The 16,156-nt window shown below is 60.0% G+C and carries 19 protein-coding genes, 2 tRNA genes and 1 pseudogene; 8 read left to right on the top strand and 14 right to left on the bottom strand.

What is annotated here, in order from left to right; translation table 11 throughout:
* Window positions 1-20: 20 nt before the first annotated feature.
* The 6 genes from pheS to GQA94_RS11895 all read right to left on the bottom strand — a co-directional run bounded on the left by pheS (window position 21) and on the right by GQA94_RS11895 (window position 4,619).
* Window positions 21-1,037, bottom strand: a complete 1,017-nt coding sequence (gene pheS, locus GQA94_RS11920) for a phenylalanine--tRNA ligase subunit alpha (protein ID WP_158188223.1) — start codon at window positions 1,035-1,037, stop codon at window positions 21-23.
* A gap of 167 nt (window positions 1,038-1,204) precedes the next feature.
* Entirely contained in the window at window positions 1,205-1,561 is a 357-nt protein-coding gene (rplT, locus tag GQA94_RS11915) for a 50S ribosomal protein L20 (protein ID WP_019339387.1), read from the bottom strand.
* 27 nt (window positions 1,562-1,588) lie between these two features.
* Window positions 1,589-1,783, bottom strand: coding sequence for a 50S ribosomal protein L35 (rpmI, locus tag GQA94_RS11910; protein WP_019339386.1), 195 nt, complete (start codon window positions 1,781-1,783; stop codon window positions 1,589-1,591).
* A 62-nt stretch (window positions 1,784-1,845) separates the two neighbouring features.
* Window positions 1,846-2,397, bottom strand: coding sequence for a translation initiation factor IF-3 (infC, locus tag GQA94_RS11905; RefSeq protein ID WP_019339385.1), 552 nt, complete (start codon window positions 2,395-2,397; stop codon window positions 1,846-1,848).
* Window positions 2,397-4,319: a threonine--tRNA ligase gene (thrS, locus tag GQA94_RS11900; protein WP_158188222.1), complete on the bottom strand. Its 1,923-nt coding sequence runs from the start codon at window positions 4,317-4,319 to the stop codon at window positions 2,397-2,399. Before thrS ends, infC begins: the two co-directional genes overlap by 1 nt.
* A gap of 223 nt (window positions 4,320-4,542) precedes the next feature.
* Window positions 4,543-4,619 (bottom strand) — tRNA-Val (locus GQA94_RS11895).
* Between the two features lie 170 nt (window positions 4,620-4,789).
* Between GQA94_RS11895 and GQA94_RS11890 the strand changes: the two genes are divergently transcribed.
* Window positions 4,790-6,073: an NAD(P)/FAD-dependent oxidoreductase gene (locus GQA94_RS11890; RefSeq protein ID WP_158188221.1), complete on the top strand. Its 1,284-nt coding sequence runs from the start codon at window positions 4,790-4,792 to the stop codon at window positions 6,071-6,073.
* Window positions 6,074-6,076: 3 nt separating this feature from the next.
* On the opposite strand, the gene GQA94_RS11885 is transcribed toward GQA94_RS11890, so the two are convergent.
* Window positions 6,077-7,027 carry a PA2778 family cysteine peptidase gene (locus tag GQA94_RS11885; protein ID WP_158190091.1) on the bottom strand — a complete coding sequence of 317 codons (951 nt, stop codon included), beginning with the start codon at window positions 7,025-7,027 and terminating at the stop codon, window positions 6,077-6,079.
* Entirely contained in the window at window positions 7,024-7,425 is a 402-nt protein-coding gene (locus GQA94_RS11880) for a PA2779 family protein (RefSeq protein ID WP_158188220.1), read from the bottom strand. Before GQA94_RS11880 ends, GQA94_RS11885 begins: the two co-directional genes overlap by 4 nt.
* Window positions 7,426-7,611: 186 nt before the next feature.
* Between GQA94_RS11880 and GQA94_RS11875 the strand changes: the two genes are divergently transcribed.
* Window positions 7,612-7,917, top strand: coding sequence for an I78 family peptidase inhibitor (locus tag GQA94_RS11875; protein ID WP_158188219.1), 306 nt, complete (start codon window positions 7,612-7,614; stop codon window positions 7,915-7,917).
* A 63-nt stretch (window positions 7,918-7,980) separates the two neighbouring features.
* On the opposite strand, the gene GQA94_RS11870 is transcribed toward GQA94_RS11875, so the two are convergent.
* The 3 genes from GQA94_RS11870 to moaB form a co-directional block, all read right to left on the bottom strand.
* A complete protein-coding gene (locus GQA94_RS11870; RefSeq protein WP_158188218.1) occupies window positions 7,981-9,012 on the bottom strand; it encodes an acyltransferase family protein in 1,032 nt (343 codons plus the stop codon).
* Between the two features lie 167 nt (window positions 9,013-9,179).
* Window positions 9,180-10,391 (bottom strand): gephyrin-like molybdotransferase Glp, encoded by a 1,212-nt coding sequence (glp, locus tag GQA94_RS11865; RefSeq protein ID WP_158190090.1) that lies wholly within the window; start codon window positions 10,389-10,391, stop codon window positions 9,180-9,182.
* Window positions 10,391-10,930, bottom strand: a complete 540-nt coding sequence (moaB, locus tag GQA94_RS11860; RefSeq protein WP_158188217.1) for a molybdenum cofactor biosynthesis protein B — start codon at window positions 10,928-10,930, stop codon at window positions 10,391-10,393. The genes glp and moaB overlap by 1 nt, the downstream gene beginning before the upstream one ends.
* A 65-nt stretch (window positions 10,931-10,995) precedes the next feature.
* On the opposite strand from moaB, the gene mobA reads away from it, so the two are divergent.
* The 4 genes and pseudogenes from mobA to GQA94_RS23390 all read left to right on the top strand — a co-directional run.
* Window positions 10,996-11,598, top strand: coding sequence for a molybdenum cofactor guanylyltransferase MobA (gene mobA / locus GQA94_RS11855; protein WP_158188216.1), 603 nt, complete (start codon window positions 10,996-10,998; stop codon window positions 11,596-11,598).
* Window positions 11,599-11,645: 47 nt separating this feature from the next.
* Window positions 11,646-11,867, top strand: coding sequence for a YgdI/YgdR family lipoprotein (locus tag GQA94_RS11850; protein ID WP_158188215.1), 222 nt, complete (start codon window positions 11,646-11,648; stop codon window positions 11,865-11,867).
* Window positions 11,868-11,972: 105 nt separating this feature from the next.
* A tRNA-Pro gene (locus tag GQA94_RS11845) sits at window positions 11,973-12,049 on the top strand.
* 128 nt (window positions 12,050-12,177) lie between these two features.
* Window positions 12,178-12,300, top strand: a pseudogene (locus GQA94_RS23390) (Arm DNA-binding domain-containing protein); the annotation flags it as partial.
* Here GQA94_RS23390 and GQA94_RS11840 read toward each other — a convergent pair.
* From GQA94_RS11840 to GQA94_RS11830, 3 genes are all read right to left on the bottom strand, one after another.
* A complete protein-coding gene (locus tag GQA94_RS11840) occupies window positions 12,281-12,895 on the bottom strand; it encodes a hypothetical protein (protein ID WP_233270260.1) in 615 nt (204 codons plus the stop codon). The pseudogene GQA94_RS23390 and the gene GQA94_RS11840 overlap by 20 nt on opposite strands.
* Before the next feature lie 260 nt (window positions 12,896-13,155).
* Window positions 13,156-13,368 carry a hypothetical protein gene (locus tag GQA94_RS11835; RefSeq protein WP_158188213.1) on the bottom strand — a complete coding sequence of 71 codons (213 nt, stop codon included), beginning with the start codon at window positions 13,366-13,368 and terminating at the stop codon, window positions 13,156-13,158.
* 263 nt (window positions 13,369-13,631) lie between these two features.
* Window positions 13,632-13,874, bottom strand: coding sequence for a glutaredoxin family protein (locus tag GQA94_RS11830; protein WP_158188212.1), 243 nt, complete (start codon window positions 13,872-13,874; stop codon window positions 13,632-13,634).
* Window positions 13,875-14,279: 405 nt separating this feature from the next.
* On the opposite strand from GQA94_RS11830, the gene GQA94_RS11825 reads away from it, so the two are divergent.
* Window positions 14,280-15,515 carry an OprD family porin gene (locus tag GQA94_RS11825; RefSeq protein ID WP_158188211.1) on the top strand — a complete coding sequence of 412 codons (1,236 nt, stop codon included), beginning with the start codon at window positions 14,280-14,282 and terminating at the stop codon, window positions 15,513-15,515.
* A 228-nt stretch (window positions 15,516-15,743) separates the two neighbouring features.
* The gene (locus tag GQA94_RS11820; RefSeq protein ID WP_158188210.1) at window positions 15,744-16,148 is read left to right on the top strand and encodes a DUF883 family protein; all 405 of its coding nucleotides are present in this window, start codon (window positions 15,744-15,746) and stop codon (window positions 16,146-16,148) included.
* Window positions 16,149-16,156: the final 8 nt, after the last annotated feature.

The following is a 16,156-nucleotide window of genomic DNA, read 5'->3' as shown; positions in this document are numbered from 1 at the left end:
TTCTTGACTGGACTCTGGGCCTAGCGAAATTGCGCCAGGAACCTCAGGTCGTTATCGAAGAACAGGCGTAAGTCGTTGACGCCATAACGCAACATGGCGAGCCGTTCGGCTCCCATGCCAAAAGCGAAGCCCTGATACTTTTCAGGGTCGATACCGGACATGCGCAGCACGTTCGGGTGCACCATCCCGCAGCCCATCACTTCGAGCCAGCCGGTCTGCTTGCAGACACGGCAACCTTTCCCGCTGCACATGACGCATTGCATGTCCACCTCGGCCGATGGCTCAGTGAACGGAAAGAAGGAGGGACGGAAACGAACACCCAGCGGCTTTTCGAAGAACACCCGCAAGAACTGCTCGATGGTGCCTTTCAGGTCCGCGAAGCTGATGCCCTCATCGACGAGCAGGCCTTCAACCTGATGGAACATCGGCGAATGGGTGATATCCGAGTCACACCGGTAGACACGGCCCGGACAGACGATGCGGATAGGCGGCTGCTGCGATTCCATCGTGCGCACCTGAACAGGCGACGTATGGGTGCGCAACAGCATGTTGGCGTTGAAATAGAAGGTGTCATGCATCGCCCGCGCAGGGTGATGGCCCGGAATATTGAGCGCTTCGAAGTTATGGTAATCGTCTTCGACTTCCGGCCCCTCGGCAACGCTGTAGCCGATATGACTGAAGAATTGCTCGATCCGCTCGAGCGTGCGGGTCACCGGATGCAGCCCGCCTGAGCCCTCTCCCCTGCCTGGCAATGTCACATCGATCTGCTCGGCAGCCAGCTTGGCGCTCAGCGCGGCCTGTTCAAGGGCAGCTTTCCTGGTGTTCAGTTCGTCCTGGACCCGGCCCTTGGCTGCGTTGATGAGCGCACCCGCTTTGGGGCGATCCTCAGCGGACAGCTTGCCCAGGGTCTGCATGACCTGCGTCAGCTCGCCCTTCTTGCCGAGGTACTGGACCCGGATCTGCTCCAGGGCATTGATGTCTTGACTATGTTGCACCGCCTCAAGCGCTTGCGAGACCAGTGCATCCAGGTTTTCCATGTACAACCTCCAGAGGTTCTTGCAGAACCGCACCCGGCGATCAGCATTCAGGCTTTACGCGAGGTGCACTTTTGCAAATGCCCCTTCAGATACGAAATAGGGGAAGAGCACAAGGCTCTTCCCCTATCGGTGACGCTACGAATCCGAAGATTCGATTGTCGATGGGCTTAGGCCAGAGAAGCTTTGGCTTTTTCGACAATCGCAGCAAAAGCTGCTTTTTCGTTCACTGCCAACTCGGCCAGAACCTTACGGTCGATCTCGATGGCTGCTTTTTTCAGGCCAGCAATGAAACGGCTGTAGGACAGACCGTTTACACGAGCACCAGCGTTGATACGAGCGATCCAAAGAGCGCGGAACTGACGCTTCCGCTGACGGCGGTCACGGTAGGCATATTGGCCAGCCTTGATTACCGCCTGCTTGGCAACACGGAACACACGCGAACGAGCGCCGTAGTAGCCTTTGGCGAGTTTCAGAATTTTCTTGTGACGGCGACGAGCGACGACGCCACGCTTAACACGAGCCATGAGTTATTCCTCTGAGTCTTGACCGAATTAACGAACGCGCAGCATGCGCTCTACTTTTGCGTTGTCAGACGGGTGCATCAGAGATGTACCACGCAGCTGACGCTTACGCTTGGTAGACATTTTGGTCAGGATGTGGCTCTTGAAAGCGTGCTTGTGCTTGTAGCCATTCGCCGTCTTTTTGAAGCGCTTCGCAGCGCCACTTTTAGTCTTCATCTTTGGCATGTTCGGTACTCCACAGTGTGGGTGATTTCAAATAACCGCAAGGCCTGCCAGTGCCCTGGTGGTTACTTTTTCTTCTTGGGAGCGATGACCATGATCAGTTGGCGTCCTTCCATCTTTGGATGCTGTTCGACCGAACCGTATTCAGCCAGGTCACCCTCGACCCGCTTCAACAATTCCATCCCCAGCTCCTGATGCGCCATCTCACGACCGCGGAATCTCAACGAAACCTTGGCCCTGTCCCCGTCACTCAGGAAACGTACCAGGTTGCGTAGCTTGACCTGGTAGTCGCCCTCTTCCGTCCCTGGACGAAACTTTACTTCTTTGACCTGGATCTGCTTCTGGTTCTTCTTCGCTGCAGCGACCTGCTTCTTCTTTTCGAAGAGGTGCTTGCCGTAATCCATGATCCGGCATACAGGAGGAACCGCATCGGCGGAAATTTCCACCAGATCCAACTTGGCTTCTTCAGCTATACGAAGCGCTTCATCAATCGAGACGATGCCAACCTGCTCGCCATCAGCACCAATCAAACGGACCTCACGAGCCGAGATATTCTCGTTGATCGGGGCCTTGGGTGCAGCTCGTTTATCCTGTCTCATTTCACGCTTAATAGTCATTACTCCAATTCTTGGCGACCACGCCGGGAAACCGCCTGCGTCAACAACTGCGCGAAGTCATCCAGGGGCATGGAGCCCAGATCGACGCCTTCGCGGGTGCGCACAGCAACGGCTCGTGTCTCTACTTCCCGATCTCCGATAACCAAGAGATAGGGAACCTTGAGCAAGGTATGCTCGCGGATTTTAAAGCCGATCTTTTCGTTTCTCAAGTCGGACTTGGCACGGAAGCCGCTTTGATTGAGCGTTTTCTCGACTTCAAGTGCGAAATCGCCCTGTTTGTCGGTGATATTCATCACCACGGCCTGCGTAGGCGCCAGCCAAGCCGGAAAGGCGCCCTCGTAATGCTCGATCAGAATTCCGATGAAACGCTCGAACGAGCCGAGGATGGCGCGGTGCAACATGACCGGATGCTGGCGATCATTGTTCTCGCTGACATACTCGGCGCCGAGGCGAATCGGCAGATTGAAATCGAGCTGTAGCGTGCCGCACTGCCATACACGCCCCAGGCAGTCTTTCAACGAGAACTCGATCTTCGGCCCATAGAACGCGCCCTCGCCGGGCTGCAGGTCATAGGGCAGGCCCGCGCTGTCCAGCGCGGCGGCCAGGGCCGCCTCGGCGCGATCCCACAGCTCATCGGAACCGACTCGCTTTTCCGGCCGGGTCGACAATTTCAGTTCGATATCGACAAACCCAAAGTCCGCGTATACCGCCTGGGTCAGCTTGATGAATGCCGCGGACTCGGACTGCATTTGCTCTTCGGTGCAGAAGATATGCGCATCGTCCTGAGTAAATCCACGAACGCGCATGATGCCATGCAAGGCACCGGACGGCTCGTTACGATGGCACGCCCCGAACTCGGCAAGACGCAGCGGCAGTTCGCGGTAGCTTTTCAGACCCTGGTTGTACACCTGCACGTGACAGGGGCAGTTCATCGGCTTGATCGCGTAGTCGCGGCTCTCCGACTCCGTGGTGAACATGTTTTCAGCGTAGTTCGCCCAGTGCCCGGATTTCTCCCACAGGCTGCGATCGACGACCTGGGGCGTCCGGATTTCCTGATAGCCGTTTTCACGCTGCACGACACGCATGTACTGCTCGAGCACCTGATACAGGGTCCAGCCGTTCGGGTGCCAGAACACCATGCCCGGCGCTTCTTCCTGGGTATGGAACAGATCCAGGCGCTTGCCGAGTTTGCGGTGATCGCGCTTTTCGGCTTCCTCGATGCGCTGAATATAGGCGGCCAGTTGCTTCTTGTCCGCCCACGCCGTGCCGTAGATCCGCTGGAGCTGCTCATTTTTCGCGTCGCCGCGCCAGTAGGCGCCGGACAGCTTGGTCAGCTTGAATGACTTCAGGAATCGCGTGTTCGGCACATGCGGCCCGCGGCACATGTCCACGTACTCTTCGTGGTAATACAAGCCCATCGCCTGCTCGTCGGGCATGTCCTCGACCAGCCGCAGCTTGTATTCCTCGCCGCGCGCCTTGAACACCTCAATGACTTCGTCACGCGGCGTGACCTTCTTGATCACGTCGTATTCCGTATCGATCAGCGCCTTCATGCGTTGCTCGATAGCCGCCATATCGTCCGGGGTAAACGGACGCTCGAAGGCGATATCGTAGTAGAACCCTTCGGCGATGACCGGCCCGATGACCATTTTCGCGGTGGGATAGAGCTGCTTGACCGCATGCCCGACCAGGTGCGCACAGGAGTGGCGAATGATCTCCAGGCCCTCTTCGTCCTTCGGCGTGATGATTTGCAGGCTCGCGTCCTGCTCGATCAGATCACAAGCATCGACCAGCCGACCGTCTACCTTGCCGGCAAGCGTGGCCTTGGCGAGACCCGCGCCAATGGATTGGGCCACCTGTGCGACAGAAACGGGATGATCGAACGAGCGCTGACTGCCGTCAGGAAGAGTAATGGTGGGCATGGCGCCTCCTCTCCTAGCGGTGACCCCTACCAAAGGCCACATGGGTTGGGATGAGCCAGGAAAGCGACCCGCCGAATAAACCTGCCGCACGGTGGCAGGAGCCCTGAGGCGATCGGGACGGACCGAAGTCACTGGAAATAAGGAGCACGGATGCTTTCAGAAAGCCGCCGCACTGACAAGCAAGGCATAAAAAAAGGGTCGCTGGCGCGACCCTTTTCGGAATTGGTAGGCACAATTGGATTCGAACCAACGACCCCCACCATGTCAAGGTGGTGCTCTAACCAACTGAGCTATGTGCCTCCGATGGACGCGCATTTTAGAGATACGCCCGACGGAGTCAAGCGGTTTTTTCGCTAAGCCACTGATATTCGTAATTTTTGGATGAAGGGCGCGCCGTTTGCGGCGCTATGGCGCCGCAGGGGCCTCCCGAGATAGCATCGGCGTCAAATATTCAAAACAGGGCAAGCAGAATGTCGCACACTCCCTACCCTTCCTCCTATTACGCCGCGTCGGCCAACCCGGCGCCGGCCCGCGACGCGCTGAACGGCAACGTCGAGACCGACGTCTGCGTCATCGGCGCCGGTTATACCGGACTGTCGACCGCGCTGTTCTTGCTGGAGCAAGGGTTTCGCGTCACGGTGCTGGAAGCAGCGAAGGTCGGCTTCGGCGCTTCCGGGCGCAACGGCGGGCAGATCGTCAACAGCTACAGCCGCGACATCGATACCGTCGAGCGCAGCGTCAGGCATGACGAGGCGCGACTGATCGGCGCCATGGCATTCGAAGGCGGGCAGATCATCCGCGATCGCGTGGCGCGGTATGGCATCGACTGCGATCTGAAGAACGGGGGCGTATTCGCCGCCTTCAACGCCAGGCAGATGCACCATCTCGAATCCCAGAAGGCGCTCTGGGAGCGCTACGGCTACGATCGGCTGGAGCTGCTCGACCACGCCGGCATCCGGAACGTGGTTGCCTGCGAGCGATACGTCGGCGGGATGCTGGACCATGGAGGGGGTCATATTCATCCGCTCAATCTGGCCCTGGGCGAAGCGGCGGCCGTCGAATCGCTCGGCGGCGTCATCTACGAACAAAGCCCGGCCATCCGCATCGAGCGCGGCAACACGCCGCGCGTCCATACCCGGCAAGGCCAGGTAACCGCCAGGTTCGTGGTCGTTGCGGGAAATGCCTACCTGGGCAATCTGGTTCCTGAGCTGGCGGCCAAATCCATGCCCTGTGGGACGCAGGTCATCGCCACCGAGCCCCTGGACCCTGAACTCGCGGCGACCTTGCTGCCGCAGGACTACTGCGTCGAGGATTGCAATTACTTGCTGGACTATTTCCGCCTCTCCGCCGACAAGCGTTTGATATACGGCGGCGGTGTGGTTTACGGCGCCCGGGACCCCGCCGATATCGACTCGATCATCCGCCCGAAGATGCTCAAGACGTTCCCGCAACTGCGCGGAATCAAAACGGAATTCGCCTGGACCGGGAATTTTCTGATGACGCTGTCTCGCTTACCGCAAGTAGGCCGGCTTGACGGCAATCTCTATTACTCGCAAGGGTGCAGCGGCCACGGCGTGACCTACACCCATATCGCCGGGAAAGTCATCGCGCAGGCCCTCAGCGGACAGGCCGAGCGCTTCGACGCCTTTGCCAGCCTGCCGCACTATCCGTTTCCGGGCGGACAGGCGTTCAGCGCACCACTGAGTGCGCTCGGCGCGCTTTATTACAGCCTGCGCGACAGAATCGGTTTCTGACGCTCACTGAACGGGACATGCCGGTGCCGCCTCGCAGGCGTCAGCGGTGTTGCGGGGAGCAGGCCGCTGCGCCTTGAACCGCTCGTCCTCAGGCGCCAGCTGTGTTGCGCATGCTTGCGCTGCGAAGGCCTGCGTACCGCAGCCCCGCTCCGCCAGTAGCTGCCCCAGATTGAACCAGCCAGGCGCGAAGGACGCGTCACGCTGAACGCTGGTTCGCAGTGCGCGTTCAGCTGCAGCCTTGTCGCCCTGGGCGTACCGGGCGTTAGCGAGTGCGAACCATGACAGGCCGCTGGACCAATGCTCGGCAGCTGTTTCATAGGCGCTCAGTGCCGCCGCTGCGCGGCCCGTCTGCTCGAGGTCGCTCGCCGCCTTCAGCCACACCGTTTCCTGAGCCGTGCGCGGTAACCGGTCGGGCTCGACTGTCACCACTGCCCAGCGATTGCCCTTGGCCCAGCTTCGCTCGAATTGCCGAAAACTGCCGGTCCAGCGTCGGGTCGTGCCCGATCGCAGTACCAGGCTCTGCGCCGCCAGGTCGTATCCCACCACGACCGCGAAATGCCACTGCGGCCAGCGATCGAAGGCAAGGTTCTGCAGCACCAGCACGGGGTTTCCCGCGGCCACTTCGGACAGCACCGCCTGCAGACGCGGTTCCAACGGATAAACCAGCAGATCGTGAGCGCGCGCCGCAGCGACCATCTCCACCTGCAGGCTGCCCTTGCGTTGCGGCAGGTAGACTCGGCTGACCAGCTCTTCGGGGCCCGTATCGATGCCGCGTTGCGTAAGCATCGTGGCAAGCGCCGCTGGCCCGCATTGATAGTCTTGCTGAGGGAAGAAGGGAACCGTTTGCAACTCGACCCGTTCGGGAAGGCCCGCGACGTCAATCGGAACGATCGGCGTTCGCGCGCACCCCCCGAGCAGGACGGCGGCAAACAGCAGGGCCAGTCGCCGTATCAACGGTTGATACAGTTGACGAAGTTGAAGATGTTGGTGGCGCACAGCAGGTCGGTGATGATGAAGATCACCAGGAACAGCACGATAATGCCGACCACACCGGCACCGGCCGGTGCCTGATCCAGTTGCTGATTGAACTGCGCGAGTTCCGCCGGCGTCAGGCTATTGATCCGCTGTTCGACCTGATCGCGCTCGACGCCCATCGATACCAGCTTCTTCTGAACCTCTTCGTCTTCAAGCATCGTCAGCAATTGCTGCCGATCGACCTGCTGTTGCTGTTCGGCAATGATTTCCGGGGTGCCAATCATGGCCGCCTGTGCCAGCGGTATCTGTGCGAACAGCATGAAATGCATCGCTGCCAACAGGCTGGCCAAACGCTTCATCATGGACGAGTTGAACATGGCGGAACTCCTTATCTTTTTGTTCGTAAGCCCAGCGCGGTTTGCAGGGGGCCACCAACATTAAGACGGCGCCGCTGTTCCGCCAGTTCCCTTTGCACGTTATGGTTTCAACGAATGGGTCACATTAACGTCGATAAACGGCCCACGCTTGGTCAACAGGCGCAACCACGATCACAGGAGAACGACATGCAAGCCAAACGCTCAGCGGCCCTGGCGCTGTGCAGCCTCATGCTCATCGGCTGCCAGACATCCCCATCGGACCCCGCGCCGCTACCACAGGACACGACCGGGCGGTGCGACGCAGCAGCTGTGCAGGGCCTGGTCGGCGAACGCGCCACGCCGGCACTGCTCGATCAGGCCCGCCGTGAAAGCGGGGCTGCGACGGCGCGCGTTCTTCGGCCTGGCGACGTGGTCACGCTGGAATACAACGCGCAACGGCTGAACCTGACGACAGACGAGTCGCTGCACATTCAGCGGATCGGCTGCGGCTGACCGAGGCGCTGACCTTCGCGCACCTTGCCTTCGCTTGCAGCAGGCAAGGTGCAACGCGCCGGCTCAGTGCGCCACGGCCCTGCGCGTCCGCAGGCGGGTCGCGGACCACGACTTCGGAGGGGCCAGCAGCCAGTAAAGGTCATAACGCGTGATGATGAGCTGAGCGAGCAGCGGAGCCGTCAGCCCGACCAGCGTCCCGACCAGCAGGTGCACGGCAATCGAGTCAATCCCCATGAAGCTGCCGAGAATGACCCGAACGCCACTTCCGGCAAGGATATGCATCAGGTAGATCGTCATCGAAGACGCGCCGATGAACAGCAGCCATTGCATCCTTACCCGCCCCAGCCACATCGACAGCGCGATCATGAAAAAGATCGAAACCGTCGCCAGCGCGAGCACCGGCACGCCACCGACTTCCCAGTTCAAGCCGAAGGTGATGTGGAACAGGTACTGCCCGACGACGAACAGCGTCCCGAAGAACAACGTCAGCGGAACATAGCGGGCCAGAAAATACGCTTTGATCTCGTTGAACCATATGCCGAGCGCGAAAAACACGGCATTGCCGAAGATGAACCGGCCGATATTGCCCATCGCCAGGTCTTGCTTGAATACATAGAGCGCGCCGAATACCAGCAGTATCGGCAGGAAGTAACGGCGGTCCGCCCGGGCATAGACGAATGAGCAGACAACGAAGACCAGGAACAACGCGTAGAGGAACCAGAACTGCGCGCGGGGCGACCAGAGCAGCGAAAACACTTGCCCCAACGTCACGTCACCGTTGGTGTAGTTCGACAACACCACCTCGATCAGGCCCTGCAACAACGACCACACGATGAACGGATAGACGACCGTATCCACTTTGTTGACGATCAGACCGGCTTTTCCACGCTTCATCAGTGAGTCGTAGAAAAACAACCCCGACAGGAAGAAAAACAGCGGCATATGGAAGCTGTAGATGATGCTGTCGACCAGGAGATAGTTGTCTTCATCCATCGGCAGACCGGCGTTGAACACCCCGCGGGCAACGTGTCCATAGACCACCAGAATGATCCCGATGGCTTTGGCGTAATCGACCCAGGCATTTCTCTCCTGCATCACGTTCTCCTTGTTATGAACACACCGCAGCCAGACCCGGCTGCGATGGGACAGATAGACAATGAGAATCGCGATCAGTTTATCGGCGGCGCCGAGCGGCACCGGTTTCCGACGTAGTGCGCTACGCGCAAGCGTGCCGACTGCGCGGAACGCAGCCTGATGCCGTCCTAGCCAAGCAGTTGGGCGAAGGCGATGAATCGCACCGGATCACCCTCTTTCACCAGGCTGTGTTCGCGAACCTCGACCAATCCATCCGCCCAGGCTGCGCTGCGCAGGATCGATGAACTCTGGTTGGCGTAAAGCTCCACCCTGCCCGACTCGAGACGCGCCCGAAGATATTCACGTCGCTTTCCAGGCTTGGTCCAGTTGAAGCCCGCCGGCACCTCAACGCTTAACGGCTCGACCTGCCGCGCGCCCATCCTTCGCAACAGATACGGCCGCGCCAGCAGACCGAAGGTGACCAAGGTGGAGGCCGGATTGCCAGGCAGTCCAATGACGGGGACCCCTCGGTAGTGACCGCATGTCAGCGGCTTGCCTGGCTTGATTGCCAGTTTCCAGAGTGTCAGCTGCCCCTCCTCCCGAAGGACCTGGCCGAGGAAATCGGCTTCACCAACCGACACGCCACCGGTGGAAAGCATCAGGTCAGCCTGATGCATGCCGGCCAGGCATTGACGAACCCGGGCATGATCGTCCGGCACAATGCCGACATCCACGACCTCGCAGCCCAAGCGTTGCAGCCAGTGATGTAACAACACGCGATTGCTGTTATAGATCTGCCCGGGCTGCAGCGTTTCGCCCGGATCGACCAGTTCATCGCCGGTGGAAAGGAGCGCCACCCTGAGCTTTCGCGTCACTTTCAGGCGCGCGACACCCAATGAAGCAGCAAGCCCCAACTCAATCGGCCCCAGGCGCACACCCGCAGCAAGCACTTCGTCGCCCACCTGCGCTTCACCGCCGAGGGGGCGGACGTGCTGTCCACGCCGTACCGGCTCGACAAAACGCACGCGGCCATCGGCAAGCACCTCGACGTTTTCCTGCATCTCGACGCTGTCGGCGCCCTCGGGCATCGGCGCCCCCGTGAAGATTCGGGCGCAACATCCGGGCTCCAGCGGCGCCGGCTGGGTGCCGGCGAAAATCTTCTGGCAGACTCGGAGCGGCTGCCCGACCAGGTCCGCTTCGCGAACGGCATACCCGTCCATCGCACTGTTTGGCCATGGCGGCAGGTTCAGCGTGGCGATCACGGGTTCGGCCAATATCCGGCCATCGGCATCGTCGATCGAGACGCTCTCCACGTCCTCGATCGGCGCAGCTTCCGCCTGCCTGAGCAGCGCTTCGAGCGCCTGCTCCACTGGCATCAGCGCGGGCGATTCCCCCGCCATCACGAACGGCTCTCGCAGGGTTCAGCCTGCTTGAGATGGGGCACGAAGTTGCACGGACGATGCCGTGCATCGAGCTGCTCGGCGAGGATGCCATCCCAGGCGGTCCGGCAGGCGTTGGTCGATCCCGGCAAACAGCAGACCAGCGTCGAGTTCGACAGACCGGCCAGCGCCCTGGACTGGACCGTCGAGCTGCCGATATCGCTGACCGATATCTGGCGAAACAGCTCACCGAATCCATCGACCTGCTTGTCGAGCAGGCAGCCAACGGCTTCCGGCGTGCTGTCGCGCGCCGTGAACCCCGTCCCTCCGGTGATCAGCACCACCTGCACCGTATCCTCGGCGATCCAGCTCGCGACTTGCGCACGAATCCGATACAGATCGTCCTTGAGCAACACGCGAGCAGCCAGCCGATGCCCGGCCGCGAGCAGGCGGTCGACGAGCAGTTGCCCGGAAGTATCGGTCTGCGCCGTGCGGGTATCACTTACCGTCAGGACAGCAATGTTCAACGGCACGAAGGATTGATCAGCAAGGTGGTTCATGCGGGCTTTCCGGTTGTTGGTCTCGGTTTCGGGTGTTATATCACAGGCTTTTGGCGGAGCACTTGATGCACGAACGCACGCTTGCCGATTGCTCGATTCTGCTGCTGGCCGGCGGCCGTGGCCAGCGGATGGGCGGACAGGACAAGGGGCTGGTGGACTGGCACGGCAAGCCGCTCGTGGCGTGGCCGTATCGCATCGCCCGCCCCTTGACGGATGACCTGCTGCTGTCCTGCAACCGCAACCAACAGCATTACGCCGCGTATGCCGATCGGCTCGTCGGCGACGACGAACCCGATTTCCCCGGTCCCCTTGCCGGCATACGCGCAGGCCTTGCGGCGGCTCGCCATCGGTGGCTGATGGTCGTACCGTGCGACGCGCCAATGATCGACGAGGAGTTACTCGTCCAACTCCATGACACGGCGCTTGCCGGGCCCGCCACCCCGGTGATGGCGCGACGAGGCGGGCAATGGGAACCGCTGTTCTGCGTCATGCCGATCAGCCTTGCACCCGCTATCGAGAACGCCTGGCAAGCCGGAGAGCGCAGCAATCGGAAAATACTGCTTGCGCTGCATGCGCGCGCCCTGGATCTCGAACGCAACGACCCCCGGCTGGCCAACCTGAACTCGCCCGACCTGCTCGGCGCACAAACGCCTCCACCGGGAACTTAGCGCCGCCGATCGCCGTCACAGACGCAACCACTCAGAGGAGAACCATCATGCGCGCAGCAACCGGACCCGCCTTGGCACTACTGGTCGGCCTGACCCTTCTTGCGGGCTGCTCGAACCCCAGCGTCATCACCCTTAACGATGGCCGCGAAATCCAGACGCTGGACAGCCCCGAATATGATGACGAAGCCGGCTTCTATGAGTTCGAAGGTCTCGACGGCAACCCGGGCAGGGTCAACAAGGATCAGGTTCGTACCGTCAAGGAACTCTGATAACACGCCCCTCCGGTGTCGAGCCCACGGCTCGGCACCGTCGAAAAAAACCCCACGCTAAATGCTTGTGAAGCAAAACTTTTTCTGTAAAATGCGCGCCATCTTCGGAGCGTAGCGCAGCTTGGTAGCGCGTCTCGTTCGGGACGAGAAGGTCGCTGGTTCGAATCCAGTCGCTCCGACCATTTCCCGATATCAAGACAGGTCACCTTGTCTCTGATCCCCAAAAAAACCGGCCTTTGCGCCGGTTTTCTTGTTTCAGGGTGCATAGCCTTAACTCGCCCTATCTCTTTGCTCCAGGAAGCGCACGGATATCAAGCGTCGCCCATTGAGTGATACCGCCATAGCCACCCTGAAGCCGGAAGGTAAAGCATACCGGGAGCACGACGGCCAGGGCCTCTACCTGCGCGTCAAACCTACCGGGCAAAAGCTGTGGTTGTAGCGCTCGGCGTTGTGGAACGCCCAACTGATATTCCGCCCTTCTCGGCCGATGCCACGCGGCCGTTGTAGCGCTTCTCGGCGGCCTCCAGCGCCTCGGCCAGTTCCTCGCCGGCCAGCTCGTCCTTGGCGCGCTGGATATCAGCGTCACGATCACGACGGGCGCGCTTCTTGGCGTACTCGGCAGACTTGCGAATGTTTTCCTCGATCACGCTTTCAAGGCTGCTTATCTGCTGCTTATAGGCGTCACGCGCCTCGCCAAACATCGCGCGGTGCCCTTCCGGTAGCGACTGGTACTGCATGCGCAGGCGGTTGTAGACCGCTTTCTGCTCGGGGGTATAGCTGTCCTTCATCGGCTGGCTCGGGTCCACGCCTTCCAGGGTCGCGGCGTGCATCAGATCGGCCATGCGCTGTTCAGCCTTGCGATCCGTCCAGCGCAATTTCAGCCAACGCTGCGCGATCGCGTCATAGCGGGTGTGCATTTCATTGCGGTCGGCATCCATGGCGCGCTTTTCATCGATATAGGCGTTCAGCGCGGTCATCGACTGCGGCGCGAAATCACGCAGGTAGCTCAACGGCAAGGCGCCGAGCATCGACGGCTTGAGGTCGGCCAGGCGGCCAGTCAAATGCCGCTTGGCATTGCGCACGCTCAGCTCGATCGGCTCGCGGCGACCGATCAGCCGGTATCGGCTGGCCATACCCTGCATAATCGGTTCGCCAGTGGCCGGGGCCAATTCAACGTCGACCGACTGAGGGTTGACCCGATCAAGCACCCGGCGTACAAAGGCTGTAACCCCGGTATAGGCCGATGTGGCGTGTTCCTCGATTTCATCGAGGGTATCCCTCGGAGAGACTACCGGGGCTTTTTTTGCCCGTCTGCCAGGGTAACCGCGTTGTAAAACTGTCGCCCGTCCGCCTTGCGCTGCACGGTAAAGACCGCCACCAGTTCGGCGCCATCCACCTCAACCTTTACCAGCAGTGTGGAATAGCCGTCTATGTCGGCAGAGTCGTTCTTCATCGGGCGTTCGGCCCTGGCCATGAACGCTCTCGGCAGCAGGTTCTCCAAGTCGTTGGCCACAGCATCTTGGCCGGGTCCTCAAATATTCAGCCCGTACATAAAGATCACCGCTCCGACCATTTCCCGATATCAAGACAGGTCACCTTGTCTCTGATCCCCAAAAAAAACCGGCCTTTGCGCCGGTTTTCTTGTTTCAGGGCCGGCGGTTCGATAGCCGCTGGCCGCCGCGTTCTCTCTTTATACGCGGCAACTGCGACGACGTGGCTGCGGCTCGATGGCGGCCTACTGCCGCTCGCTGTTCATCGTGAAGGCTACCGCCGCAAGAACCACACGACCTGTTCTACTTCGAATGGCCAGTCCAGTTCAGCGCCGGTATCGACTCGCCGAAGCACCGGTATGCGCAGCCCATAATCGTCGACCCACTCCGGCCTGTCCGCTATATCCACCAGTTCGACGAGCAAGCCATGTTCTACCAACGGGAGAATAGTCGCCTCGGCCTGCTCGCACAGGTGGCAACCCAGCGTTCCAAACAACTGGCATTCGGGAAGGTGCATAACAACGGCTCGTCGAGGCTGGCCGTGCAATTCTAGCAGGCTCGCCATGATGCGGAAGAACAGCAGCAGCCTCGATCCATGGGTGGGCCAAACCCGAAAAGTGTGATTTTGCACGCACTCAAACGATGGTTTGATTTCGGGAATCGACGGGACGCTGGCAAACGGCTAGGATGCCGCAACCCAAGCGACCATAGAGTCGCGGGGCCGGAAGTGCGTTGCGTATCGGCAGTAATACTTGATGCCTGCTTCGAATTGAAGTAAACACAATTGCCGAGTGATGTAGCGTGCACTTCCTTGCTTAAGCCTAAAGACCAAGGTCTAAGGGTTCAAATACCTATGTAGTGCTTAATTGCACGGCGCCGTAAGAGCGACTTCAGAGCATCATCCAACGAGGAGAAATAAGAAATGCTCAAGACCCCAATCGCCCGGGGCGTGGCCCTTGCCACTCTGGGAGCAACACTGGCCATCCCTACCATGGCTCAAGCTGCATTTTTAGAAGACAGCAAGGCCAGCCTGGAGCTGCGCAACTTCTACCACAACTCAGACAACCGCCAGGATGGCGCCCCACAGTCCAAAGCTGAAGAGTGGGGCCAAGGCTTCATCCTCAACTTTCAGTCCGGCTATACCGAGGGCACTGTCGGCTTCGGCGTCGACGCGATCGGCCTGCTGGGCCTGAAACTCGATTCCAGCCCGGATCGCACCGGCACAGGTCTGCTGCCCACCAATGACGATGGCTATGCGCCGGATGACTACGGCCGTATTGGCGGCGCCGCGAAAGCCCGTATCTCCAAGACCACGCTGAAAGTCGGCGAGATGATCCCGAAGCTTCCGACTATTCTGCCGAGCGACTCGCGCCTGCTGCCGCAGACCTTCCGCGGCGGCATGCTGACATCCGAAGAGATCCAGGGACTGACCGCCTCCTTCGGCCGCATGACCGAAACCAGCTTGCGCAGCGAAGCCGGTTTTGCGGATATGGAAATGTCCAATGGCGGGGCTGGTGGTGTAGCTTCTGACAAGTTCGATTTCGCCAGCTTGAAGTATCAGTGGAACAAGGAACTGACCACTTCTTACGATTACGGCAATCTGGACAAGAACTACAAGCAGCACATCTTCAACGTGATCCATGTATTGCCGCTGGGCGAGAAGCAATCGCTCAAGAGCGACATTCGCTACGCTCGCTCTACCGACGATGGCAACACCAACGTCGATAACAAGGCATTCGGCGCAATGTTCACCTACAGCCTGGGCGGCCACTCATTCGGCGCAGCCTATCAGGACATGAGCGGCAATACCGGCTACCCCTACCTGTCTGGCGGCGACGCGTTCCTGGTGAACTACGTCATGATCGACCCCACCTTCGCCGATCCGAACGAAAGGTCCTATCAGCTGCGTTATGACTATAACTTCGCAGCCTTGGGCGTGCCGGGCCTGACCTTCATGACCCGGTATTTGAAAGGCGAAGACATCGGTGCCAACCGCAACGGCAAAGAGTGGGAACGCAATACCGATATCGGCTACGTTCTGCAGAGCGGTTCTCTGAAGAACCTGGGCGTGAAGCTGCGTAACGGCACCTACCGTGGCGAAGGTCGCGAGATCGATCAGACTCGCTTCATCGTCAGCTACACCATTCCGCTGATGTAATAGCGGCTACAGCATGCATATGCAGTAGAAAAAGAAAACCCGCTTCGGCGGGTTTTCTTTTATTCTCCGAAGTTGCAGGGTATCGCAACGACTTAAACAGGCGCGCCAGTCCAGATGGGGTTGGCCGTAAATCGAGTCAAACGAAGCGGGAACCTTGCGCCGGCAACAGGCTCGAAACTCTAGGCACCGGGACTCGTCGTCCCTGCGAGACTCACATAGGAGCTGCAGATGTCTATCGAATCCACCTTTGGCACCAGCGACAACACCCCCATTCCTGATGCATCCACGGGAACGACCGCCTCCCCGCTGGTCGATAAATCCGCACACCGCCGCAACCTCCAGGCTGCACAAAACGCGCTCATCGAAGAGTTCCATACGCTGATTGGCGATACCGAGCGCTTGCTCAAGCACACGCAGGAAACCGCGGGTACCCAGACCGAAGAGCTGCGCGGCAAGATCAGCGCCAACCTCGATCGTGCCCGTCAGATGCTCAAGGAGCAGGAAGGCACCTTGCGCGAGCAAAGCCAGGCGGCCATCCAGTGCACCGAGGAGTATGTCCATACTCACCCGTGGCAATCGCTCGGCATTGCCGCAGGCGTCGGCTTTCTCTTCGGCTTGATCACCCGCCGCTGATGTGGGGT

It is taken from the genome of Stutzerimonas stutzeri, assembly GCF_009789555.1.
Lineage (GTDB): Bacteria > Pseudomonadota > Gammaproteobacteria > Pseudomonadales > Pseudomonadaceae > Stutzerimonas > Stutzerimonas stutzeri_R.
The sequence above is the reverse complement of the archived record's forward strand: the minus strand, read 5'-3'. Positions and strand labels throughout refer to the sequence as shown.